Here is a 24,153-nt window from a genome sequence, read left to right as displayed (position 1 = left end):
CTTTCTAAGCTAAAACAAACTCTTTCTTAAGCTTAGTCTTTATTTGCAATAATCTATTTTTGATTACCATGAAAATACCGAATACTTTGCTCTCTTAGTAAGCATGGCGTTTTTGTCTAATAGGTATTGCTGTCGAACATAATTAAAGATAAAGTCAGTATGGCAAATATTTTTTCAAATCTTGGTTTGCGAGTGGTTTGATCAGGAGTAATCAATGACTAAGCTTAACAGTATAAGTTCATATATAGAGCAAAAAGAGACATTTATTGACACGGCGCATCATATCTTAGATAAGACACCCGATAAACAAGAACGTATGGTTCGACTGACAGCATTTAACACGTTATTATTGTTTGCAACTTATGCTAAGCCGCATGAGTTAGAGAGCCAAATTAAAATATGTTTTCCTGAGAATGATAGTGAGAGTCAAAATACAATTAATTACATCAGTGAGCAATTACGTGATTTAAATTATCTGTGTGTTGCAGCTTTAAGTGATACTGATAATACAAGTCAACAAAATACGATGAGAGAAATTAATTTTTTCAAGCCAGAAATAAAATTTAGCAAAGAAGAGTTAAGCAAAGCATTAATTGAAATGGTCTTAAAAACTACTAAAAATATTTCTTTAGAAGAGTCAGTAAGACTTGGACCTTCATAATAAAAAAATTTAGTTAAGCCATTAATATAACTTAAAGTGCTTATTTAATATTTTTTATTATAATTTTATTTTTTCAAAAAAATTAAGAAAAGCCCTAATCTTAGGTAATTCATATGTGTAAGCACGATAAAATATAAAAATTTCATATTGCCTAAATTGATATTGAGGCAATACTTGAGTCAAATCGCCACGTTCAAGCCAATGCTTAACTAGAGTATCGCCAGTTAAAAACAAGCCGATGCCAGCTAAGCAAGCTTGATTAAGTGCATCAAAATTATTCATATATAAAATTGGTTTAGCACAAGTTAATTGATCCCCATTAGCAAGCGGTAAAAAGTTTGCAGGTTTCCGCAGAGTATGCGAAATAATTTTATATTGAGGTAATTCAGCGGCTGTTTCTGGCTTTCCATAGCGCGCAATAAATTCTTTTGAAGCGCAAAGAATATTGTGAGTCTGAAATAATTTTCTATATTTGAGTGTTTCAGTTGCTGGTGGAATAGCTGGAAAGCCAACCATAATATCAATGTCATCTCTTGCCAAATCAGCATCTTCTTCAGAAAAGATAATTTCTAAATGCAATTTAGGATAATTATTCATAAAACTGTGAAGATGTTTAAGTATCCAATTTTTAGAAGTAATAGTAGAAACAAGAATTTTCAATTCGCCTTGCGGTACTTCTTTACTGGATTCAACAAAGTGTTCAATAGATTCTATTTCATCAACTATAAGTTTACAGCGTTGATAAAACAAAATTCCAAATTCTGTTAATTTAACTTGCCGTGTAGAGCGGTGAAATAATTGTTCGCCAAGATTTTGTTCCAGATTTTTAATTTGCTTGCTAATGGCAGTAGTCGTTAAATGTAAGGCTTGAGCTGCTAAGGTAAAATTTCCTTGAGCAACCTTTAAAAAGCATCTAATCTGACTATGATTATAAAAGCTCATTCTCTCTAAATATTATCAACTATTAGTTCATAATAGATGGAAAAATAGTCAATTTACAACTTTTTAGCATAAATTTATAATAAATTTAATTGAGAAAAATGAGGTATTTTGATTATGAAAGTGCGAACAGTTACCTATGCGTTTCATCATATAGGCGTACCAACAACAAATATTCAACCTGATGAGCGATACAGCTCAACCTTTAAAATGTATACCAGTGGTGGTAAAACAAATGAATTTCGTATTCAATATCATCGTTTTGAAGAAGACTCACCCTTGCATTCTTTAATAAAATCTAAACCACATATTGCATTTAAAGTGGATGATCTTAAAAAAGCGATTAGTAACAAGGAAGTTATACTTGGTCCTTATGAGCCTTTTCCTGGATTTAAAGTTGCCGTCATTAATGAATGCGGTATACCCATTGAGTTAATTGAAACCACCCTAAGTGAAGAGGAAATATGGGAAGAGGATCATAAAGATTCAGTTATTTATCCTACAGAAAATTAATATTTTGCTTACTTTAAGGATGTATAGAAGTAAGCTCTTTTGGTTGCTTATCTAGTGGATAAAGATGCTTACTCTCAAGAAATTTTTTTGCAATATTTGCTATCTCTTTAGGACTTAAAGTAGATGCATTAATCTTTAGAGTGTTAGTTGTCTCTGACAATATTTTATTTGCCATAGGGCGAGTATTATTAAAATAATCTTCAATTCTATAGTTAATGACATCTACCTTATCATCTTTACGGCCTCGGCCTAATAAGCGGGTACGCATAACATCCTTAGAAACAGCTAGATCTATGACAGCAGCAGGTGAACCATAGTGTTTCTTAAAAAGATTCCATTGAGTCAAAGTTCTAGGAAAGCCATCAAGTAAAACGGGCTTTGTTTGTTTTAACACATCAGCTTGGTTCATCACCTCTATAATTTCTTGATCATTTAATAGCTTGCCTTGCTCTATACGCTGTTTAAATAACTGAGCTTGTGGATGCCTTGGGTTACTAATAATTGTTCGTAATGATTCGCCTATGGAAAAATGATGAGCTTTTGGTAGTTGCTTAGCTAATACACCTTTACCGCTACCAGGGCCGCCCATTAATAAAATAATCTTGGGCAAGGCTGCTTTCGTAGAACTTCCTACTAATTTATTAAAAAATAATGCGCTGTTTATCATTTTTATTTTTCTAGTTTATAAAATTAAAGAAGTAATTATTATAGGTTGGATTCAATTAACAATTTTTGAACCTATTTAAGGCACCTTGAGTCATAGTAATCCTAAAAATCACTTATAGTCAAATAAGTTTTAATCTAAAATTTATTTAATTAATTATTGAGCCTATGCTTTCTCTGCTGGTTGCATAACACTTTCTAACAAAGCATGCTTATTGGCAAAATCAATATAATGAATAGTGCGAGTCATAAATTCATTTTCACAAAATACGCGCCAATGAATACTACAAGCTTGGCGATTATTCTCAATTATGTAGTAACTATTTAATCCATCTTTACTTCGCTCGCACATTAATGAGCCTGCATGAAGCACAAGACACGAATAATTGTTATTTTTTTCGATTAAACCCAAATGAGCGTAATGTAAGTGGCCAGTGCATACAATATGAACAGTGCTCTGCTTTAAGTAACATAGAAACTCTTGATCATTTTCCAGCGGTTTATGCAAGCCTTCAAGATAATCAAAATTATGATGAAAAAACAAAATATTTAAGTTGTCATCTTGAGTATCAAAATAACGTGTGATGGTAGCTAAATTTTTATGGGAAAGTTTCCCATCTTTTACCTGATAAGGATTAACACTGTTAATACCTAAAATGCGTACATCATCATTGCTAAAAGTAATAGTTAAATCATTTGTGACATAGCGTTTATAATTTTTAAAAGGATAAAATAGGCGCGCTAATGGATTATGAAAAGGAATATCATGATTCCCAGGTACAGTAAGTACTTTACTCGATAATTGGTTAATAAACTCTTTTAATTGCTCATATTGGTAAACTTTAGCGCGTTGAGTTAAATCACCTGAAATAATGACAATATCTGGCTTATTTTCTGCCATATCATGCATAAATGCATTTAAAATTTGCTTATTATGCATACCAAAATGCAGATCAGAAATGTGAGCTATTTTCATGGTTTTTTGTTAGTAGAATAAGAGACTTAGGTAGACTTTTATAGATTAATGGAGTTGTAACAACTAGTGTATCACCATCAAGAGAAATTGTTACGGTTTTTTTATAATGAACAGTTACTTCAACAGGACATCTTGTGCACCTAACTTCAAAATTATGCTTTTTTGTAAATAGAACGCGTAAAATTTCTAGTAAACGCAGTTTGCCGTGTTTAAAATAATAGATTCCTAATTTAGCATCTTTAAAGCTCTCTCGAGCAAAATTTAAAGGAAATTCATACGAGTAAAGATTATTACTAATCATAAAAAAGGATGATCTAAGTAAAATATTAAAATCATCACATTTTATTAGAAGTGAGTAGGTTTTATGATAAAAGAGTGCTTGAATGAAGCTTGGAATATAGCTTATCCATTTGTTATAAAATTTTGTGTAATAATCTCGTTTTTCAGCAAGTTTCGGATAAAAACCTATTGAAGAATTATTGATAAAAATATTGCCATTAACCTCGGCGCAATCAATAAGTTTGGTTGATTTCTTTTTTATAGCGTCTAGTAATTCATCTACTGCAAAAGGTAAGTCTAATTCCTTTGCAAAATGATTCATGGTTCCTAAGGGTAAAACGCCAAGTATTATTTTGGTGTTAACACACCACTGGGCTGCACTGCGAATCGTGCCATCCCCGCCTCCTACTAACAAAATGGAATGTTTTGAGCGGCACTTTTTTATAGTTTCTTCTAAATTTAAAGGGCTTATTTCATAAAGCTGATAAGCCAGCTTTTGCTTTTCGAGGCCTTCTAAATAAGGAGTAAGTTGATTTGCGTTTTTAGCTTTACTATTAACAATAACAGCAATATCAACCATAAAATCTCCAAGAAAATATAGATAACTAGGCTAAAAGGATTAATTTTAATTAGTTAGTCTCACTATAGTTAATACTATTGTATTTACAAGTTACTCGACAAGATAATTTTCAAAGCTTCAATATCCTGATAATATAATGCAAAAACTTTCTTAGGAAAATTATGCCCTCCTTCGATATTGTTTCAGAGATTGATACGGTTGAATTACGTCATGCAGTTGAAAATACTGCTCGTGAAATGGGAACCCGATTCGATTTTCGTGGTGTGCAATCGAGTGTAGAGCTAAATGATTTAACAGTTACTTTAAAATCGGAGTCAGATTTTCAAGTTCGTCAATTAGAGGATATGTTTCGTAATCATTGTACCAAACGTAATGTTAGTGCAGCTGGGGTAGAAATAGAAGACGAACCTATTCATAGCGGAAAAACTTATTCTTTAAATATGAAGTTTAAGCAGGGTATCGATCAACCTACCGCAAAAGAAATTATAAAGTTAATTAAAGACAATAAGCTTAAAGTACAAACTTCTATTCAGGGTGATAAAATAAGAGTAACTGGAAAAAAGCGCGACGATCTTCAAGAAACAATTGCTTTGCTTAAAAAGTCAGATATTGAAATTCCTTTGCAGTTTGAAAATTTTAGAGATTAGGATCATTTTGTAAAAAGTGCTATTAAATAGATTAAAGCCATACTTCTAGCTTATGTGTTGGAACTTATTCGAGAGCTCCACGCTAACCTCTTGAGTCTAAGTTAATGGAAAGACGAATAAGTTATTATACTATTTGCTTCCATCGCCCTTACTGTTAGTTCAAAGGTTCACCGGCATAAAAGTTTTTTGCCATGTGTAGAGAGCTTGATTGATTAATAATTAATTTTGAATTTATAATGCAGCAAAATAATTATAAAATGATAATTAAGTATGCAGCAAATTAACGATCTTTCAAAAAGAATCACTAACTATTCAGAAAAAATTCAATCAACAATGAATCGCGTATTAGCTAGTGGCTGGTTAATATTGGGCCCTGAAGTTAAGCAATTTGAGCAGTCCTTTGCGGCCTATCTTGGATGTGAATATTGTATTAGTGTTGCTAATGGTACTGACGCCTTAGAGCTAGCTCTTAAAGCAATGGGTATAAATCGTATGGATCATGTTGCCACAGTAGCTAACGCTGGAATGTATGCTACTAATGCTATATTAGCAATTGGTGCAGAACCTATTTTTATGGATATTGATAGCACTACTTATGTAGTAAGCTTTGAGGAAGTGGTGCGAGCAATTGATGTAGGTGCAAAAGCAATCATTGTAACTCACTTATATGGTCTAGCAATTCCTGAAATTGAAAAAATTGTTGATTATTGTAAAAAAAAAGGCGTATTAGTCTTAGAAGATTGTGCTCAAGCCGCTGGCGCACTTCTTAATAATAAGCGAGCAGGTTCGTTTGGTGATGCTGCTAGCTTTAGTTTTTATCCAACTAAAAATTTAGCAGCTTTAGGGGATGGTGGCGCAGTAGTCACTAATCATTCTGTAATGGCCGACAAGTTAAAATCCTTACGACAATATGGTTGGTCATCAAAGTATCAAGTAGAGTTGTTTGGCGGCTGTAATAGTCGTCTTGATGAAATACAAGCAGCCATTTTATCTATGTTTTTACCTGATCTTGATCATACTAATGCGCGCAGGCGTGAAATCGCGGCACTTTATAACGATGGAATTTCTCACTCTGATATTCTTGTTCCTTTGCATAAGGGTGCAGAGTATGTAGCGCATCTTTATGTAATTCGGACCAAGAGGCGTGATGATTTACGTAAGCATCTTCATGAATTAAATATTGCCACAGATATTCACTATCCAATTCCAGATTATCGTCAACCCGTTTTTGGTAATAATTTCTCAGCTATTTTTCTTGAAAATACGGAGCTTGTAACCAGTGAAATTCTTACTTTGCCGTGCTACCCTGAGCTAAGCGATGATGAGGTTAAGTTTATTATCAATGCTATCAATAGTTGGTGAATATGAAGTATTCAGTAATAGTCCCTGTTTATAAAAATGAAGCATCTATACCACGGTTACTGCAAGCATTAGCAAAAATGAATACGGAATTAAGTGGTGATTTAGAAGTCGTGTTTGTTGTGGATGGCAGCCCTGATAAATCATATGTTTTATTACGAGAGGCTATAGATACCCTTCCTTATGCAAGTCAGCTTTTATTACATTCGCGTAATTTTGGCTCCTTTCCAGCTATACGTAGTGGCCTAAAGGCTGCAAGAGGAAAATACTACAGTGTTATGGCGGCAGATCTTCAAGAACCTATAGACTTATTAATTAATTTCTTTAAGGCATTAGATGCTAATGAGTGTGATGTGGCCATTGGAACCCGTCTTAGACGCAATGATCCACTAATGTCTCGGATAGCTTCTGGGCTTTTCTGGAAACTATACAAGCGCTTAGTTGTGCGTGATATGCCTGAAGGTGGTGTTGATGTATTTGGTTGTAATCAGCTGTTTCGAGATCATTTATTAGAGCTTGATGAATCACGCTCTTCTTTAATTGCGCTTATTTTTTGGCTCGGGTTTAGACGAAAACTAGTTAGCTATGAACGGCAGGTGCGTCAAGAAGGAAAATCAGCTTGGACATTTAATAAAAAAATAGAATACATGATGGATAGTATTTTCGCTTTTACTGATTATCCCATGAGGCTATTAATGAAAATTGGCGCTTTAGGCACTATCTTATCAGTTATTTTAGGTCTACTTGTATTATATGCTCGTCTTTTTCACGTAATTGCCGTACCAGGTTATGCTGCTACTGTACTGATTATTTTAACAATGGGCGCTTTTAATCTTTTAGGATTAGGCCTGGTTGGCACTTATGCTTGGCGAGCTTATGAAAATAGTAAACGTAGGCCATTAGCTATTGTGTCTGTACAATGTGAAAATAAATTAAGGGTTAATAATGGTTGAATCCATTTATATTCATCCTACTGCGGATGTGCAATCAAAAATAATTGGCGAAGCTACGCGTATCTGGCAATTTGTTGTTATTCTTTCTGGCGCTAAGATTGGAAGTAATGTAAATATCTGTGCTAATTGCTTTATCGAAAATGATGTTATGATTGGTAATAACGTTACTATTAAGTCAGGCGTTTATCTTTGGAATGGTATTCAATTAGAAGATGATGTTTTTATTGGCCCCAACGTTACTTTTACCAATGAGAAATTTCCGAGATCAAAAGTATATCCAGAGGAGTTTCTTACTACTAAAATAGAACGAGGTGCTTCTATTGGGGGTGGGTCCACTATATTACCTGGATTAACTATTGGCATGGGAGCAATGGTCGGGGCCGGCGCTGTAGTCACCAAGTCTGTTCCTCCTTATGCTATTGTAATAGGATCACCAGCAAAAATTGTAGGCTATGTAGAGAGTGATTCGTTAAGTGAGAACCTTGGGCAAAGCAGGTCTACTGATTTAGCTTTATCTACTTCTACAAAACAACTTAATGTTGGCAAGGTTAAATTATATCAGCTCAAACTGGTTCGAGATATGCGAGGCGATCTTTCAGTAGGTGAGTTCCTTAAAGATATACCCTTTATTCCTAAACGATATTTTTTAGTATTTAACGTTCCAAGTGAAAAAACGAGGGGTGAACATGCTCATTATAATTGTCATCAATTCTTAATTTGTGTAAAAGGAAGTTGTTCCGTGGTGGTAGATGATGGCAAAGCGCGTAATGAAGTTATGCTAGAGTCGCCTAACGTAGGATTACATTTACCACCTCTTATTTGGGGAATTCAATATAAATACTCTAGCGATGCTGTGTTATTAGTATTTACTTCAGACTATTATGACGCAAATGATTATATTCGCAATTATCAGGAGTTTATTAATATAGTTAGCAAAAAGGAAAGTCAGTGCAGCGAAGTGCATTAAAGCAAAAATTAGGATATGGGTTGCGTTTTTTATCCGGTGGCTTTTTGAATACAGTTCTTACTTACGCTATTTATTTACTCTTAAAATTAGTTATCAGTTATCAGTGGGCCTATTTATTCGCATATGTGGCAGGTATTATTTTTTCCTATAGTTTCAATGCCAAAATAGTTTTTAAAGTGCAATATTCTTGGAAAGTTTTTAGCTACTATCCACTTATCTATATTTTTCAATACATCGTGTCATCATTATTATTATACATTTTAGTCGAGTTAGAGAAGCTAAATGATACTATAGCACCATTAATTGTTATTCTGATCATGATTCCTTTATCATACTTTATGAATAAGTTGGTTTTGCTACATAAAATTTCATAGATGAATTATATAGTCGACTGTAGAAATATAGTTTTACCTTAATAAAATCAAGGATAGGTATCGTTTTATAATTTTGAAATATACCTCTCATCATTATAAGTTGTGGGCTTCCTACTTGATTCAGTCTCTAGACACCAAAAGCAACTAAAATTTTGTACTTTCTTTAGTGAAAAGTATGTAAGTCTAATGATTCAAAACATACGAAATACTAAAGTTATTGAATCGCACTATTGTATGTGGCCAAAAATATGCAGAGCTAAACACATCTGTTTAGTCTAATAATTTTATTTATCAATTCTCTTTAGCCGGTACTCCTCTAACTTGCTTGCTCCCAGGTACATTACGTGTAACTAGCGCTGCTGCACCAACTTGTGCCTCTGCGCCTATTTTAACCTGTGGTAAAATATTAGCGCCTAAGCCTATAATAGCACCCTGCTTAATATGTTGCCCTATTACATGTTCACCATAACCTACAGTAATTTTATTATCATTTGCTGTACCAACTAGGGCACTAATAAAGACATCATCTTCAATGACTGTATTACCTGTAATATGCGATAAATCCATAATCTTTACTCGGTTCCCGACAGTGACATTATAATTGAATGTCACATAGCGGCTAATAATACAATTATCTCCAATTCGGCATTGTTCCCGAATGGAAGCGCCATCGCCAATTAAAGTAGAAGAACCAATCTCAACCTCATAATAAATCACAGCATGTGGGCCTATTGAAGAATTATCTTTTATTAATATTTCTTTTTTAAATTGAATTTTCCTAGAAGTACTACCAGCGCCTTTAGGCTCTCTACCTATAACAGCACCATTAAAGATCTCTACTTCACTTTCAAGTTTAATGCCATCACCAATATAAGCATGCGGATGAATAATGCAGTTATCACCAATATAACAATTTCCAATAACTGCATATGGCCCTATATGAACATTTCTTCCTATTATTGCATTTTTATCTATAATTGCTGTTTCAGAAATACTCATATTTTTTCCTTAAATGGTATATGGCTTAGAAAGACTAAGTAATTTGAGAAGTAAAAATTAGCAAAACTTAATTAATAAATCAAGAAAGTTCAACTATTAATTTCCAGGGGAAATTAATTATTAATGCTCTGGGAAATATCTTATTTTTAATGATTAGCAAATTACTAAGTTGATTCTATAGAACAAAGGTTATTAAACAAACTACAATTTAAAAAAGAATTGAAGAATTATAAGATGATACTTTAGAAAATAGACTAGATTTTTCTGTAGGCTCGAAAAATTTTTATTTGTCTAGGCCAATATTATAATTGGCATAAAAACTTAAGCATATCTATCCCTTTGGAAAGTTTTCATACTTAAGTTGACACCATTACGCGAACTGTTAAAACTACCTTTAAGAATAATTTTAGAAGGCATAATTTATTGCCAAGCCTTCTCATCTATACATTTTTGGCTTATTTGCACTCACATCATTTTCTTTTTCGGCTGGTATTGAAAGAAATGTAAAAAGGCGCCAATAGGAAGCACCTGCATTTTTTCCATACATTAGTGCCTGTAACGATGGGACGAAAGTACATGACAGATCTTTTCCCGCTTGTACTTCTTGTACTAAACATTTCATAAGATTCATTCTAAAACTTATAATATGCCTAAAAAATTTTGGATGATTTAATGCACCTGCGCTGATAATAAAAGGAAGTGTTACAATAGGTATAATTAGAGCAAGTTTATATTTCAAATGAGACAAATTAAATGATTTTAAAATGGAAAAAAGTAAAGCTGCAGCCCAAGGCCACAATAGAGTCACCCAGAAATAGTGAAAACGGGCAAAACCTAAAGTAAATATTTCTAAATTTTTATGAAGTTCTGGCGGATGTAAATTTGTACGACCAGCGGCAACAATTAAAAGATATGTAAAGATTATACTAAATAGGGATGTATATATGAGAGCTGGTCTAGCTTCTGGCAAAGACGGCGGAATTTTTTTAAATAGAAAAGAAAAAGACCATATCAATAAACCAATAGTAAAAATTGCAGTAACAAGGGTTAAAATTAATGAGAAAAGGGGCTTACTAGAAGGCAGTAGTAATGAGCGAGCAATTTTGCCTAATAAATAAAGCCAAAAATCAATCTGAGTTGGGTATGCCATTGGTGCGTCGGGACGATGAGTACCATGTTGTACAAAGATGATTACCCATAGTTGAGCTAGCGTTGTAAAAATTCCAGTAATTAAAAATGATAGGCATCCTATAAAAAGAGGTTTTTTACACCTAAATTTTAAAATGTTATTGAATGATAAAAAGACAATACCTAATGTAAGGATGGCAACAGCACCACTTATATAAGAAAAACCTGAGATTATACCTAATGCACACAAAATTGGTATTATTTGCCAAGCATTATGCCATTTCTCATTTAAAACAATGTAAATTGAAGATAAAATACATAGTAAAGGGATAGCCTGATGATAAGCTACATTTTGTAAGCCCCAATAAGTATCGGGTTGTAGCATTAATAATGTAAGGGTGAAAGCACAAGCTGCTAGTAGGCGATTATTTAAAGCTAAATATAATAAGCGCCACTGTAATAATAATAATAAACCTAATATACCAAGCATAGAAATAAACTGATAGACAACAGTGTTTCCTTTAAAAGCTCGGTAGGTAAGAGCGTCTAATGCTTTGCCAACAGGTGATAAGGTATCATTGGCTGGAGAAAAAAGGTCCTTTAATTTAAAAGAGCCCATATCTTGCTGCATATACATGCGCCAATCATCTAAAAATGGAATATCAATGCTATAAAGAAGCCAGGAAATTTCTTGCAACATTAAACTTAAAATTGGCAAAAAAAGAAGTATTCCTATAATTTTGTTATATTGCTTACTTTGCATAACGTCCTCAATGTAGCATTTTTACTATTTATGTATATTTATTTCTGAAAATTAAAGTAAACATTTACCATGCGATGATTTCTTAAACAAGAATTTATTGGTAAGCTTTAACCAGAAGAATAATTTTTTCTGTCTAATAACAATCCTTTTTTTGTACTGTACTCAATTCTATGGAAAAATAGCTTACTTTTAATGATGAAACTTAGATGTGTATATCTCACAAGCCAAGCCCCCTTATTGTCTTTAGCACTAATACGTTCTATCTAGGTATGGGTTAATTTTGTTACTTTGACAAGATTAATTTTATTAGATTGTCTAGTAAGATACTGATAAATTACTCGACCTAATCTAATAGCTGGCTTTTCAATAAACTTAACGAAAAAAGCACAAATCAAAAATAATAGAATTAAAGTAAAAGGAGTTTTAGCAAATAAACCATCACCAGACCATTGTTTAATTCTATCGTATAGCCAATTATGAAACAAATAAACGGAGTAAGTTAATTCTGAAGTAAATACAATAATTGCATTAGTTGTTAATCGTTCTCTAAATTTCCATGCTATTAGAAAAAGTAAAAATGCGAGTGATGCAAAATGAGCATGGAGCCAGTTTGGCTGATAAACTCTAGTTAAGTGCCAGCACTGCATAAAAACTAAACAAGTAAAAGCCGCTAACGTGCTTAAATTTATACGCTGATTTTCATATAAATAGATAAAAACACCTAGAAAAAGAAAAGGGCCATATAAATTTAAAAACCCTATATTCCACGTGTTTTCTCCTGGAATAGGAGAAATAAAATTAAGCAAAAGGGTAAGAAAAACTAAAGTTAAGGGTAATACTATAGTATCCTTGCTAATAAGATTTAGTGAGCGCATTATGAACATACAAAAATAAAATATAATTTCTACACGTAAAGTCCACTCTACGCCACCAAGCACATTAGGTGCCTGAAAAAAATCACCAATTAATAAGAGTTGCGGAATTAAAACAGGATAATTTGGAGGAATATGATCAACAATCAAGTTAAGAAACACTTGCAATAATGTAGCTATTATAAAAAGAGGGTATATTCTGAAAATTCGTTTAACAAGAAATTCAAGTGGTAATTCGGTTTGTAATACATAGGTAATAACATAACCAGAAACCAAGAAAAAGACTATTACTCCAGCGCCACCGCCAACACAAAATGGTAAAACCAAATTTACTAAAAATTTAAGCGAATCATGAATTTTAGAACAATGAGCAATATGAAAGAAGAAGGGAGTAAATTTATGGCCAATTAGAACACTAATAAATGCAAAGATCCTTAAATAATCAAGAAATATCATGCGTTTTTTGATTTGTTGCATAGTATAATAATTAAATCTTTAAAAGAAAAGCACTATAGTTTTTTATAAACAGAATTGCAATATTCATCAGTAAGAAATCTAAGTTTAATAATCTGGTTAAACTTATTAAAAGTTGCCATTTAAATAATGTTATATCTTAAATTCATTAGCAATTTACAATTTACCTGTTCTTATGACTAATTATTCTAATAATTATGGCCCTTATCAATTTCCAGAATAAATAATTCCTTTCTACATTCATGCTTTAGTAACTAATAATTTAGTTAACGATTTAACTTTTTCATTTGATACACTATAAAGAAATTTCTTTCTTCAAAGCCTGCCGACACTTTTAGCATGAATAAGTGATTTTATTTATGCCTTAACTTTCACTTACTGGTTAAAAAATTTTATAAATCGCTTTCATGCCACACTACTTAATATTTTCTGTTATTTGAAATAATCTAAAATACAAAACTATAAATAAAATCAATTTTTTGATGTCTATAAAGATGTTCAACTAGTAAGTTTGATAATCAAAATTTTAGTTTAGCTTGAGCGACGAAAGGAGCCAAAAAATTAAATTACAGCCAGAAATTTAGCCATCTGTTCTTTTGGATGGCATCTGATTTAAGTAATTTGAAGCTATTTTAGAAGGTATGAAAGTATCAAGATTAAATTTAAACTTTAAGCTCGTGCTAAGCTTTCATATAAGAACTTAACCAGTTAAAGAATGCATTTTATCTGGCCATAATTCTTTGTGCTCAGGATAAAAATGCTTAATTTTAGCTAATAAATAATCAACATCTGTTTGGGTTAAATCACTAATTTTCTTATAAATCCTCACTCTAACATGGTTATCCAGTTCGTATTTATCATTAATTAATTTATAATGGGCACCAATATTTTTTCCACTTAGTAAATCTTTAGCTAAAATACCTATCATACGCTGATGTTTAGGGTTTAAGTGATATTGTACTGGATCACCTACCACAATAATACTAGCCTCAAAAAATTGATATGGGAAACCATTTATTTCATCAACATGATGGGTATATAACATTGCAGGAACTGGATTTCTTGACTCTGGCGCAAAAGCATTTCTAAAGATCTCGTCACTTATTATATATGAACTGGCTAAGACGTATATTTTTTCATTTTCTTTTACTAAGGTATTAAGTTCATTATCTATTTGCTTTATAACTTCAATATCATTACGAATCCGTGGTGTTTGGTAGTGTGTGGATATAATTTTATTATTAAGGTGGTAAAAATAGTTACTTATAAAATTAAATGTTAGTAAGCTAATTACTGCTAATAAATAAAGAAACTTATATAAATTCTTCTGTAATTTAATGTACGGAATAAAAATTCCTAAAGCTAAAAATACTAAAATTTGATTACAAAACAAATATTGATGATGCCATCCCATGGATTCCATTCGATTAAATAGGATCCAGATTAAGCTCATTTGAATTAATGTAAAAATCGTCCAATATCTACTTTTATGATAGACACAACCAAATATCATTCCTACAAGAGCCAATGAAAGGAGTCCTATGCCAAAGTAGTTAAATGAACCTAATAAATTGAACAATAAACTCCCTAACTTATAGGCTGAATGAGTAAAATTATAATCATTAAATAAAGATCTAGTTAAAAATGGAGTAAAAAAACATAGCAAAATTAAAAAACAAAATGAACCAATAAAGAATATATTTATTAAATAGTTCTTTAAATGTGCCCAAGTGTAATTCTTTTCCATTAAAAATTTGATAAAATTAGTTATGGTCAAAGCTATAAAAAATGTTTCAAACCAGAATCCATACCATCGCCTTGAAAAGATTAATAATAACAATAAACAACTTATAACAATATTTCTTATTAAATGAAATTTAATAAGCTCATCATGATAAACGATCAATAGTATTATAGAACTGAAGAGTAATCCTATAGAATCTAAATAACCATACAATAATGGATTAAACACAGGAGGGAACAATACCAATACAAGGAAAATATTATATAATTTTATGTCCTTCTCGGTAGTTTCTCTGATAATAGTTTGAATTAAAATAGCTAATACAAAAAAACAGGGAATAATAAAAACATTTAAGATTGCTAACACATAACTTAAATAACTTGTTCCTAGCAATTTGACGGGTAATGACAAAAATATTGAAGGCGTTATATTGTAAACATCATACAAGATGCTATGATACCACTGCTTAAGAGTTAAGATTAAATTATTAAAAATCAAATTTGAAGTATCTTCTGTAATATTCCAGTATGCCCGAAAGTCCCAATAATAAATGTATTTTTCTTTAATAATAATAGAATACACAAAAGCATTAATTAATGTAATTATTAAAAAAATTATGTTTATTTCATTTCGCTTTAGGATCTGATTTTTCAGAACATAATAATAAGAAACCGCATATAAAATTAAATAAATTGAGATACAGAAGAATAAACTAGCAAAACCTACTATATACCCAACCGATAAGATCAATGAAATTAAGAATAATCCAATAAACATTGAATCCGTTTCAAAAAATTGGGTTAATTTATTCATTTGAGCTTATCCATTTTATTGATCACGTTATGGTGATTGCCTTCTTCTGCGCTATTGAAAATGGATGCATTATAGATTAAAGCATATCTGAATAAAATAGTTTACCTCTTAAAATAAAGTATTTTAAACCCGCTAACATTTTAGACATCTTTCGCAACTTAATAGTTGGAACTATGGAAAGCACATAAAGCTACAAAGAACGACATATAGCGTCACCCCACTAAGCTTTATACTGCGTTGCAAGTTCACTTGCGCCTTGTCTAAATTTTAGGGGCAGCGCTATACTTTTTGTATCTAATTAGTTTTTTATCAGATTGAAATATTTACACAAAGTATTACTATTAACTTCATAAATTAACATGAGATTATAAGAATATCGATTATATCTAGTGCTCTGATATTAAATAAGAAGCCTAATAGATGAAATCTTTTATATAAACTAGTTAGCCTGAAGATGTTTGCTTTAAAGTTACTTCCTTTGTTGATAAACCTACTTTCTAGTAAAATGTCTAAAAAGCCCTTTCGTTAAACTAGTTAATCTTTTCTCAATCTAAGGTATAGGTAATCCAGGTATGTTTCTACTTAAAAAAATTATTAGGCCTCATCTAACTTTTTCTTTTCTAAGTATAGTGGTGAACTTTCTTCGATACGTTCATAAGCAGTTTCATAAGTTTTTTAGGCGGGTAATAAAGATTTTGTATTGGACTATAACATTCCAGCTAAAAAGTAAATTGCAGAGCTATAAGTTGCAACGCAGAATGCAGCAAAATGTTCACCATTTACCTTTAACAAAAGCTTACTCTTTAGTAGTTCCTTTTGGGTATAAGAGCTCGGTTGAGGATTGTACGCCAACTATTGCTGTCTTGTGTCATATGTATTATGTTGATATGTTAGATGAATTTAAATCTTATCTTAAAAATATTCCTTATCCTTTTGATTTATTTATAACTACTAATTCTCAAGAAAAGAAAATTATTATTGAAGCTAATTTATCTAATTGGGAAAAAGGGAAGGTTATAGTTAGAATTGCCCCTAACCGTGGCCGCGATATAGCCCCAAAGCTCATTACATTTAAAGAAGTTTATAGTAAATATGAATTTTGCCTTCATATTCATACTAAAAAATCACCGTATTATGAGATACATAAAAAATGGCGCTTTTATTTACTTGAAAATCTATTAGGTTCAGAAGAAATAGTAGAGAGTATTTTTGAAACATTTAAAGCTAAGCAAACTGTAGGCATGATTGCACCTCAGCATTTTTGGCCATTTCATTCCTCGGTTGGATGGGGCTACAATTTTAAAATTGCACAAAAATTTTCTTCCAAATTAAGATTAAATCTAGCTTTAGATGGCCGGCTTGATTTTCCTTCAGGCTCAATGTTTTGGGCACGGTGCGCCGCTCTTAAACCATTATTAGATTGCAACTTATCTTTTGATGACTTTCCTGAAGAAGCAGGCCAGGAAGATAGAACACTCGCACACGCCATTGAAAGGTTTTATTTTTTAAGTTGCGAACTTGCTGGCTATCAATGGATAAAAATTATCTCTAAATCATTTGCTAATACTGTTAAAAGAATAATTATTATTAATTCGCGAAATGAGCTTACAAAAGCCATTACAAAAAGCCAATATAAATTACTTATGAATAGACAAGATAAAAATTTATACATAGCACAAATAAAAAACGTAAGTGCTATTTCAGCTCTTTTTAAGAAAATTGGTTTTAGTAGAAAAAAGCAGAAATTAAACGTATAAAAGCAGCAGAACCTGTTTTTTTTAATTTTCACTCAGGCACTTGATAGACGTGATGAGCGAAGCTTTAAAACACGCATCATGATTTATTAGTAGTAAATCTCTATAAATCTAAGCTAAGTATAGCCATTAAGAATTTATGAAGAATAATGATAAAATTCAGCAAGTTTATTTTCATGAAGAAAAGCCTATTAAAATACCGAACTCACCTATTTGGCTTAAGAATCTTTTATTCCTTTAGTTAACATTTTTATTGGATTTATACTAGGCTCAATGACTGTTATTATGCAACAATTTATTACACAACTTCAATTAGCACGGTGAGAATGAATATGAAAATTTTAATAACTGGTGGCGCTGGATTTATTGGCTCTGCTTTAATACGTTATATTATTGCCAATACCAAAGATAAGGTCTTAAATATTGATAAATTAACTTATGCTGCTAATTTACAATCCCTTTCATCCGTTAAAAATAATGAAAATTATTCTTTCAAGCAGATTGATATTACCGATGCAGCTAAAATTAGTGAAGCTATATTTGCTTATCAACCTGATGCAATTATGCATTTAGCTGCAGAGAGCCATGTTGATCGTTCAATTGATGGTCCAGCAGAATTTATCACTACCAATATTATTGGAACCTATACTTTGTTAGAAGCAGCAAAACAATACTGGCTGTCACTAGCTAGTGACAAAAAAAGTAGATTTCGTTTTCATCATATTTCAACGGATGAAGTTTATGGCGACCTAGAAATTGAGGATGAAGCTTTTAAAGAAAGTACACCTTATGCGCCTAGTTCTCCCTATTCGGCAAGTAAAGCAAGCTCTGATCATCTTGTTAGAGCTTGGTACCGAACTTATAACTTACCTGTTTTAGTAACTAATTGTTCTAACAATTATGGCCCTTTCCAGTTTCCTGAAAAGCTTATTCCTAAAGTAATTTTAAATGCTTTATCCGGTCAATCAATACCAGTTTATGGGCAGGGAACGCAAATTCGCGACTGGTTATATGTAGAAGATCATGCCCAAGCACTCTATCAAACGCTAATTCAAGGTAGAATAGGTGAAACTTATAATATTGGCGGTTGTAATGAAAAGAAAAATATTGAAGTAATTTCAACTATATGTAGAATATTAGAAGAATTAGTTCCTTGTAAACCTCAAGGTGTGAAGCATTATAGTGATTTAATTAAACATGTAACTGATAGACCTGGTCATGATAAACGTTATGCTATTAATGCTAATAAAATTAGAAATGAGCTTGGTTGGCAGCCCAAAGAAACTTTTGAAAGTGGAATACGAAAAACCGTAATTTGGTATGTTAATAATTTAGCGCTAGTTAGATAATTTAAATCTCTAAGTGATTAAAGGTTAGTTATTCGTGTTTTATAAAGAACAATAGGATTGTAGCGTCTTTTTGTTATAACTTGTGAATTACAGCAAAATTCTTTTGCATTATGCAAAGCAACTGTGCTTATTTTATGAATATTGTGTTCCTTGTAATAGGTCGCCCTCTGCACTGAAAGGCTAATTTGGCCGCATTTTTGAACAAAAAAACGGCAAGCAAGTTAAGCCTTTCCCACGATGCAAAATATCTTTGTTTGCTCGCCTCATCGAAGTAATTTATGTAACTATTTCTTCTTCGAGGTGACGCAAGAGGTATTGGCCGTAAGCAGTTTTCCTAAAACGAAATGCCTGCTCTAGAAGTTGATCTGAAGTAATCCAGCCGGCAGTGTAAGCTATTTCTTCAAGGCAAGCAATTTTTAAACCTTGCCGCTGCTCAATAGTGTGCACAAAATGACCTGCTTCTAATAAAGAATCATGTGTACCAGTATCTAGCCAAGCAAATCCTCTTCCTAAAACCTCTACATAAAGTGTTTCATCATCAAGGTAGAAGCGATTAACATCAGTTATTTCAAGTTCCCCTCGGGCTGAGGGTTTTATACTTTTAGCAATGTCTACAACGCGATTATCGTAAAAATATAAACCTGTAACGGCATAATTAGATCTAGGCTTCTTAGGCTTTTCTTCAATACTGACCGCTTGGCCTCGCTCGTTAAACGAAACAACGCCAAAGCGTTCGGGATCGCTAACATGATAACCAAAAATAGTTGCACCAATCTCTCTGGTAGAGGCCTTCTGTAAATTAGTTGAAAAACTTTGGCCATAGAAAATATTATCACCCAAGATTAAGCAACTATTATCACCATTAATAAATTTTTCCCCAATTATAAAGGCTTGTGCTAAACCATCCGGTGATGGTTGCGCTTGATAACTTAATTCAATACCGAATTGATGGCCGTCGCCTAATAATTCTTGAAATTTGGGTAAGTCAATGGGTGTAGAAATAATTAAAATTTCCCTTATGTCTGCTAACATTAATACTGATAAGGGATAGTAAATCATCGGCTTATCATAAATAGGCAGCATCTGCTTAGAAATGCTTAGGGTAATAGGATGTAATCTTGTTCCTGTACCGCCAGCTAAAATGATTCCTTTACGGTTTGTCATAGTGATGATCCTAAAATTTCTCTAACTGCTCTTGCAACGCCGAGTTGCCAGTTTGGAAGATAAATAGAAAATGTTTGCTGCAATTTTTGCGTATTTAACCTGGAATTTAGTGGCCTTAAAGCAGGAGTAATGTACTCTTTACTTGGAATAGCTAATAAATTTCTAATTGTTAATGTTTTTCCTAATTTTTCTGCTTCATGCAAAATAAATTGTGCAAAACCATGCCAAGATGTTTCACCGCTAGCTGAGAGATGATATAAACCTTTCAGATTAGAATTCAACTTAACTGTTTTTAAAAGATGAGCTGTGACATCAGCTAAAAGTTCGGTACCAGTCGGTGCGCCTATTTGATCATCAATAATTTTAAGTGTTTCTTTTTCTTGGCCTAAACGAAGAATTGTCTTAATAAAATTTTTACCATAAGCGCCATAAACCCAGCTAGTTCGTAAAATAAGATATTGGCAGCCAGAGTTTATAATTTCCTGCTCGCCTTGTAACTTACTCATGCCATAAAAATTAAGTGGATTGGTCTTATCAGTTTCCTGCCAACTTATATTGCCAGAGCCGTCAAATACATAGTCAGTCGAATAATGAACTAATAAAGTCCCTAATTTTGCACTTTCTTGTGCTAAAACAGCTAGCGCTTTGGCATTAATTAAAGTTGCTAAGTGCTGCTCGCTCTCGGCTTTATCAACAGCCGTATAGGCTACAGCATTAACAATTATATCAGGCTTAATGAAGCGAATCGTCTTAGCAATGCCTGCTAGATCTTCAAAGTTAGCAGTCAATTCGCTATGTCTATCAAGTGCGATTAATTCACCCAGTGGCATTAAGGAGCGTCTTAGTTCCCAGCCTAGTTGTCCACTTTTTCCAAAAAGAAGAATTTTCATTATTTAACTTAGATTATAGGTTAAAGTATTAATTCCTTTATCAGGCAAGTAAATACCATTAATTTGGACTAAAAATAGCATTCTTTTTCCATTGAAGGAAGTTATTTAAAATGACATTTATATTCTAAATAAATTAAGTTCGCCCATAATTATCTTCAAATCGTATGATGTCATCCTCTTCCAAGTACTCTCCGCTTTGTACTTCAATAATAACTAAATTTAAAACGCCAGGATTTTCAAGTCTATGAATACTACCAGCTGGAATATAAGTTGATTCATTCATTCTAACTAGTAATTCTTTATCACCATTAATCACATGAGCCATGCCACTAACGACAATCCAATGCTCACTGCGATGATGATGCATCTGTAAACTTAATTTTGCACCTGGATTGACTTCAAGACGTTTAATCTTAAAGTTTTTTCCTTCATCTAAGATTGTGTAAGTTCCCCATGGCCGGTGGACAGTTTGATGTAATTTATATGCTTTATGATCTGTCTCTTTTAAGGCAGTATAAATATGTCTTACATCTTGTGTCTGATTTTTATCAGCAACTAAAATAGCATCAGGTGTATCAATAATAATCAGGTTTTTAAGACCAACAGTACTAATTAAGCGGTCATTACTCTGGATGTAACAATTTTCTGTATTGTATAAGAGTGCTTCGCCATTGATTCGATTTCCTTGCGTATCGGCTGTTGACAAGTCGCCTAAAGCACACCAAGAACCAATATCACTCCAACCAATATCGCAAGGAATAACGGCAATAGAATTGGAGTTTTTAGCAGCTGGCTCCATAACTGCATAATCAAAAGAATTACTAGGTACCTTCGCAAAATGCTCTTGTTGCAATTGAATTTGAGTCACCTTTGCGCTTTCTGTTGTGATTGATTCCTCTATACAAGTCTTGGCAGTTTCATAGATGTCACTGCAATAGGACTGCATATGCTTAAGTACTGTGCCAGCAGTAAAGCAAAACATGCCTGAATTCCAAAAATAGCAGCCAGCTTCTAAGTATGTTTTTGCTATTTCTACGGTTGGCTTCTCAACAAACTGTTTAACTAAGTAACCGAGCGTTTGTTCTTTTCGTTTAGAGGAATTTAAGGAGCAGTACTCATCAATTTGAATATACCCATAGCCACTTTCAGGACTAGTTGGTTTAATTCCAAAGGTTACTAATTTCTCATCTTGGGCAAGTTGAATTGCTTGGTCAACAGCATTTTGAAACGCATCATGATCATTAATTAAATGATCAGCAGGCAAAATTAATAAAATGGCTTCATTACCATATTTACTTGCTATTTGTAGCGCTGCTAGAGCAATAGCTGCTGCAGTGTTGCGACCAAAAGGTTCTAAAATATAAGATAAAAATAAACCTTGTTGATTAACAGTCTGATACTCATCTTCCGTTTTAAAAAATAATTCATGATTAGTAACGGTTAAAATTTCTCTAATTTGTGGGATAGAGGCGGCACGTAAGAAAGCTTTTTGTAAAAAGCTCTGCCCATCATTTAAACGAATAAAAGGTTTTGGATGTAGTTCGCGGGAAACTGGCCATAATCTAGAACCGGCTCCACCACAAAGAATTGTTGGAATAATATGCATGTAATTGTCTTAAGTTAGGTTCTTATATCATAAGGTTAAACAGCACCTTGCTTAAATAAAACTTTAAGCAAAGTTAAAAATAAAATTTTAGTATCCATCCACAAACTATAGTTTTTGACATACTCTAAATCGAATTTAATTTTTTCTCCATGATTAATATTACTTCGGCCATTAACCTGCGCCCAACCAGTAATTCCAGGTTTTACTTTTAGGCGATTGAATTGTTCTTGATTATAACAATCAGCAATTTCTGTTAATTCAGGCCGAGGCCCAACTAGACTCATATCGCCAATTAAGACATTAAAAAATTGAGGTAGCTCATCAAGGCTCCATTTTCTTAAAAATGATCCTACACTAGTAAGATTTATTGAATAAGTATTATCTGTCTCTTGCTTAAAAACAAAATCATCGGGTACACCATTTTGCCAAGAATAGCTAATAGGTTTTTTTGGCTGCTGTAATTTCATAGTGCGAAATTTATAAATGTAAAAAGGATTATTTAAGTAACCTGCTCTTTTCTGAAGAAATAAAATAGGACACCCATCATTAATTACAATCCAAATAGCTACAATTAAATAGATTGGTAAAAGTAGAATGATTGCTAGCAAGCTTATTAAAATATCTATTCCACGTTTAATATAATCATAAGGCTTTTTCGATAATTTTGATGTGGTGTTTATCCCAGTCTGTGTGCTTTTCATGCTTTTTTAATCCACCTGTACCATTAGCAATTCCGATAATATGTTTTGGCTGACAAACTGTGTCAAGCACTACGTCTCCTTCTTTGCCGATGATGCCTCCAGCAACACAGCTGATTCCTTTCAATACTAGGTGTCCTGCAATTTCCTTAAAGAAAGGAAAGCTAGCAATTTGCGCGTGCGCTTGTAGTATTGGCGTAGCTATTCTAACATCAAGTCGCATAATACTAACATTTTTGGCTGGCGCCTTTTCAATAAAAAAAGATGTTAAATTATTAATACCTACATCGATAACAAAAGCGTTATAGTTTAAATAATCAAGATATGAGCATTCAATGACGCTTTCTGCGGAGACTGCAGTGATTAAAGCATCATACTGTTCGGCTTCATTAAATACTTTTATTTCATGTGTATTATAAGCTGGTAAAACTAGATTTAAGGCATTAAGTAATTGTTTAGCTTTGAGCGCATTTCTACCTGTTAAAGTAAGCTGAGTATCATGCTCTGCTAAGCGCAATGCTAATTTTGCCGCAATATTGCCAGTACCATAAATTAAAATCTTCTTCTCACTTAATTGGTAATTAAAATATTGGTTAATTAAATGGTAGGTCGCTTCGACAGTAATGTCATTAGGCTTATGCGGTAGAATTTTTCCTTTTCTTACTGTATTTTGTGCTATTTTCCACAAATTTATTTCTTGCTTACGTTCAATATCAATGAGAAAGGTATCAATATATTGATCTAAATACAGAAGGGTTTGCCTAGCAATTTCTTCATTGGTTAATATTATGCTCAAAACTTGTTCATCGCCAAATTGGCGAAAAGGAAGTAATCGGCTTTCCCCATGCTTTTTCGAGGTAGTACTAATTATGGCTTTGTAAAAATTATTGTAATTTAGTGTCTTAAGTTCCTCTATTAAAGACATAGCGCTCCTTTAATATAGTGGTATCAAATTGCCAGGATTAAATTCAAATATTCTATCATGCTT

Annotated in this window: 22 protein-coding genes; 9 read left to right on the top strand and 13 right to left on the bottom strand. The window is 32.5% G+C overall.

Features of this window, described 5'->3' with window-relative positions:
- The first annotated feature begins 214 nt into the window (after positions 1–214).
- Positions 215–661 carry a hypothetical protein gene (locus ACQUW5_RS09570; protein WP_444991018.1) on the top strand — a complete coding sequence of 149 codons (447 nt, stop codon included), beginning with the start codon at positions 215–217 and terminating at the stop codon, positions 659–661.
- Positions 662–718: 57 nt separating this feature from the next.
- Here ACQUW5_RS09570 and ACQUW5_RS09565 read toward each other — a convergent pair whose 3' ends face one another.
- Positions 719–1,603, bottom strand: a complete 885-nt coding sequence (locus tag ACQUW5_RS09565; RefSeq protein WP_444991017.1) for a LysR family transcriptional regulator — start codon at positions 1,601–1,603, stop codon at positions 719–721.
- A 114-nt stretch (positions 1,604–1,717) separates the two neighbouring features.
- Between ACQUW5_RS09565 and ACQUW5_RS09560 the strand changes: the two genes are divergently transcribed.
- The gene (locus tag ACQUW5_RS09560) at positions 1,718–2,113 is read left to right on the top strand and encodes a VOC family protein (RefSeq protein ID WP_444991016.1); all 396 of its coding nucleotides are present in this window, start codon (positions 1,718–1,720) and stop codon (positions 2,111–2,113) included.
- Positions 2,114–2,126: 13 nt separating this feature from the next.
- On the opposite strand, the gene ACQUW5_RS09555 is transcribed toward ACQUW5_RS09560, so the two are convergent.
- The 3 genes from ACQUW5_RS09555 to ACQUW5_RS09545 form a co-directional block, all read right to left on the bottom strand.
- The gene (locus ACQUW5_RS09555; protein WP_444991015.1) at positions 2,127–2,780 is read right to left on the bottom strand and encodes a nucleoside monophosphate kinase; all 654 of its coding nucleotides are present in this window, start codon (positions 2,778–2,780) and stop codon (positions 2,127–2,129) included.
- A gap of 162 nt (positions 2,781–2,942) precedes the next feature.
- Positions 2,943–3,752: a metallophosphoesterase family protein gene (locus ACQUW5_RS09550; protein WP_444991014.1), complete on the bottom strand. Its 810-nt coding sequence runs from the start codon at positions 3,750–3,752 to the stop codon at positions 2,943–2,945.
- Positions 3,730–4,611, bottom strand: coding sequence for a diacylglycerol/lipid kinase family protein (locus ACQUW5_RS09545; protein ID WP_444991013.1), 882 nt, complete (start codon positions 4,609–4,611; stop codon positions 3,730–3,732). The genes ACQUW5_RS09550 and ACQUW5_RS09545 overlap by 23 nt, the downstream gene beginning before the upstream one ends.
- Before the next feature lie 161 nt (positions 4,612–4,772).
- Between ACQUW5_RS09545 and ACQUW5_RS09540 the strand changes: the two genes are divergently transcribed.
- From ACQUW5_RS09540 to ACQUW5_RS09520, 5 genes are all read left to right on the top strand, one after another.
- Positions 4,773–5,258, top strand: a complete 486-nt coding sequence (locus ACQUW5_RS09540; RefSeq protein ID WP_444991012.1) for a YajQ family cyclic di-GMP-binding protein — start codon at positions 4,773–4,775, stop codon at positions 5,256–5,258.
- Between the two features lie 270 nt (positions 5,259–5,528).
- Complete coding sequence (locus ACQUW5_RS09535; RefSeq protein ID WP_444991011.1) at positions 5,529–6,620, top strand: DegT/DnrJ/EryC1/StrS family aminotransferase; 1,092 nt, start codon at positions 5,529–5,531, stop codon at positions 6,618–6,620.
- Positions 6,621–6,622: 2 nt separating this feature from the next.
- Positions 6,623–7,570, top strand: coding sequence for a glycosyltransferase family 2 protein (locus tag ACQUW5_RS09530; RefSeq protein WP_444991010.1), 948 nt, complete (start codon positions 6,623–6,625; stop codon positions 7,568–7,570).
- Positions 7,563–8,537, top strand: coding sequence for a WxcM-like domain-containing protein (locus ACQUW5_RS09525; protein ID WP_444991009.1), 975 nt, complete (start codon positions 7,563–7,565; stop codon positions 8,535–8,537). The genes ACQUW5_RS09530 and ACQUW5_RS09525 overlap by 8 nt, the downstream gene beginning before the upstream one ends.
- Positions 8,519–8,911: a GtrA family protein gene (locus tag ACQUW5_RS09520; RefSeq protein WP_444991008.1), complete on the top strand. Its 393-nt coding sequence runs from the start codon at positions 8,519–8,521 to the stop codon at positions 8,909–8,911. Before ACQUW5_RS09525 ends, ACQUW5_RS09520 begins: the two co-directional genes overlap by 19 nt.
- A gap of 291 nt (positions 8,912–9,202) precedes the next feature.
- On the opposite strand, the gene ACQUW5_RS09515 is transcribed toward ACQUW5_RS09520, so the two are convergent.
- From ACQUW5_RS09515 to ACQUW5_RS09500, 4 genes are all read right to left on the bottom strand, one after another.
- Positions 9,203–9,910: a hypothetical protein gene (locus tag ACQUW5_RS09515; RefSeq protein ID WP_444991007.1), complete on the bottom strand. Its 708-nt coding sequence runs from the start codon at positions 9,908–9,910 to the stop codon at positions 9,203–9,205.
- A 436-nt stretch (positions 9,911–10,346) separates the two neighbouring features.
- Entirely contained in the window at positions 10,347–11,801 is a 1,455-nt protein-coding gene (locus tag ACQUW5_RS09510) for a hypothetical protein (protein ID WP_444991006.1), read from the bottom strand.
- A 263-nt stretch (positions 11,802–12,064) separates the two neighbouring features.
- A complete protein-coding gene (locus ACQUW5_RS09505) occupies positions 12,065–13,150 on the bottom strand; it encodes an acyltransferase family protein (RefSeq protein ID WP_444991005.1) in 1,086 nt (361 codons plus the stop codon).
- 697 nt (positions 13,151–13,847) lie between these two features.
- A complete protein-coding gene (locus ACQUW5_RS09500) occupies positions 13,848–15,704 on the bottom strand; it encodes a hypothetical protein (RefSeq protein WP_444991004.1) in 1,857 nt (618 codons plus the stop codon).
- 758 nt (positions 15,705–16,462) lie between these two features.
- Here ACQUW5_RS09500 and ACQUW5_RS09495 point away from each other — a divergent pair.
- Positions 16,463–17,461, top strand: a complete 999-nt coding sequence (locus tag ACQUW5_RS09495) for a rhamnan synthesis F family protein (protein WP_444991003.1) — start codon at positions 16,463–16,465, stop codon at positions 17,459–17,461.
- Between the two features lie 329 nt (positions 17,462–17,790).
- Positions 17,791–18,807: a dTDP-glucose 4,6-dehydratase gene (rfbB, locus tag ACQUW5_RS09490; protein WP_444991002.1), complete on the top strand. Its 1,017-nt coding sequence runs from the start codon at positions 17,791–17,793 to the stop codon at positions 18,805–18,807.
- A 276-nt stretch (positions 18,808–19,083) separates the two neighbouring features.
- Here rfbB and rfbA read toward each other — a convergent pair whose 3' ends face one another.
- From rfbA to ACQUW5_RS09465, 5 genes are all read right to left on the bottom strand, one after another.
- The gene (gene rfbA / locus ACQUW5_RS09485; RefSeq protein ID WP_444991001.1) at positions 19,084–19,971 is read right to left on the bottom strand and encodes a glucose-1-phosphate thymidylyltransferase RfbA; all 888 of its coding nucleotides are present in this window, start codon (positions 19,969–19,971) and stop codon (positions 19,084–19,086) included.
- Positions 19,968–20,861 carry a dTDP-4-dehydrorhamnose reductase gene (gene rfbD / locus ACQUW5_RS09480; protein ID WP_444991000.1) on the bottom strand — a complete coding sequence of 298 codons (894 nt, stop codon included), beginning with the start codon at positions 20,859–20,861 and terminating at the stop codon, positions 19,968–19,970. Before rfbD ends, rfbA begins: the two co-directional genes overlap by 4 nt.
- A gap of 133 nt (positions 20,862–20,994) precedes the next feature.
- On the bottom strand, positions 20,995–22,467 hold the full coding sequence (locus ACQUW5_RS09475) for a mannose-1-phosphate guanylyltransferase/mannose-6-phosphate isomerase (protein ID WP_444990999.1): 1,473 nt from the start codon (positions 22,465–22,467) through the stop codon (positions 20,995–20,997).
- 35 nt (positions 22,468–22,502) lie between these two features.
- Positions 22,503–23,168, bottom strand: a complete 666-nt coding sequence (locus ACQUW5_RS09470) for a sugar transferase (protein WP_444990998.1) — start codon at positions 23,166–23,168, stop codon at positions 22,503–22,505.
- Positions 23,110–24,090, bottom strand: a complete 981-nt coding sequence (locus tag ACQUW5_RS09465; RefSeq protein ID WP_444990997.1) for a hypothetical protein — start codon at positions 24,088–24,090, stop codon at positions 23,110–23,112. The genes ACQUW5_RS09470 and ACQUW5_RS09465 overlap by 59 nt, the downstream gene beginning before the upstream one ends.
- Positions 24,091–24,153 lie beyond the last annotated feature (63 nt).

This window comes from Legionella pelazae (genome assembly GCF_052527395.1).
Note: the sequence above shows the minus strand (reverse complement) of the source record. Positions and strands in the feature narration are given on the sequence as shown.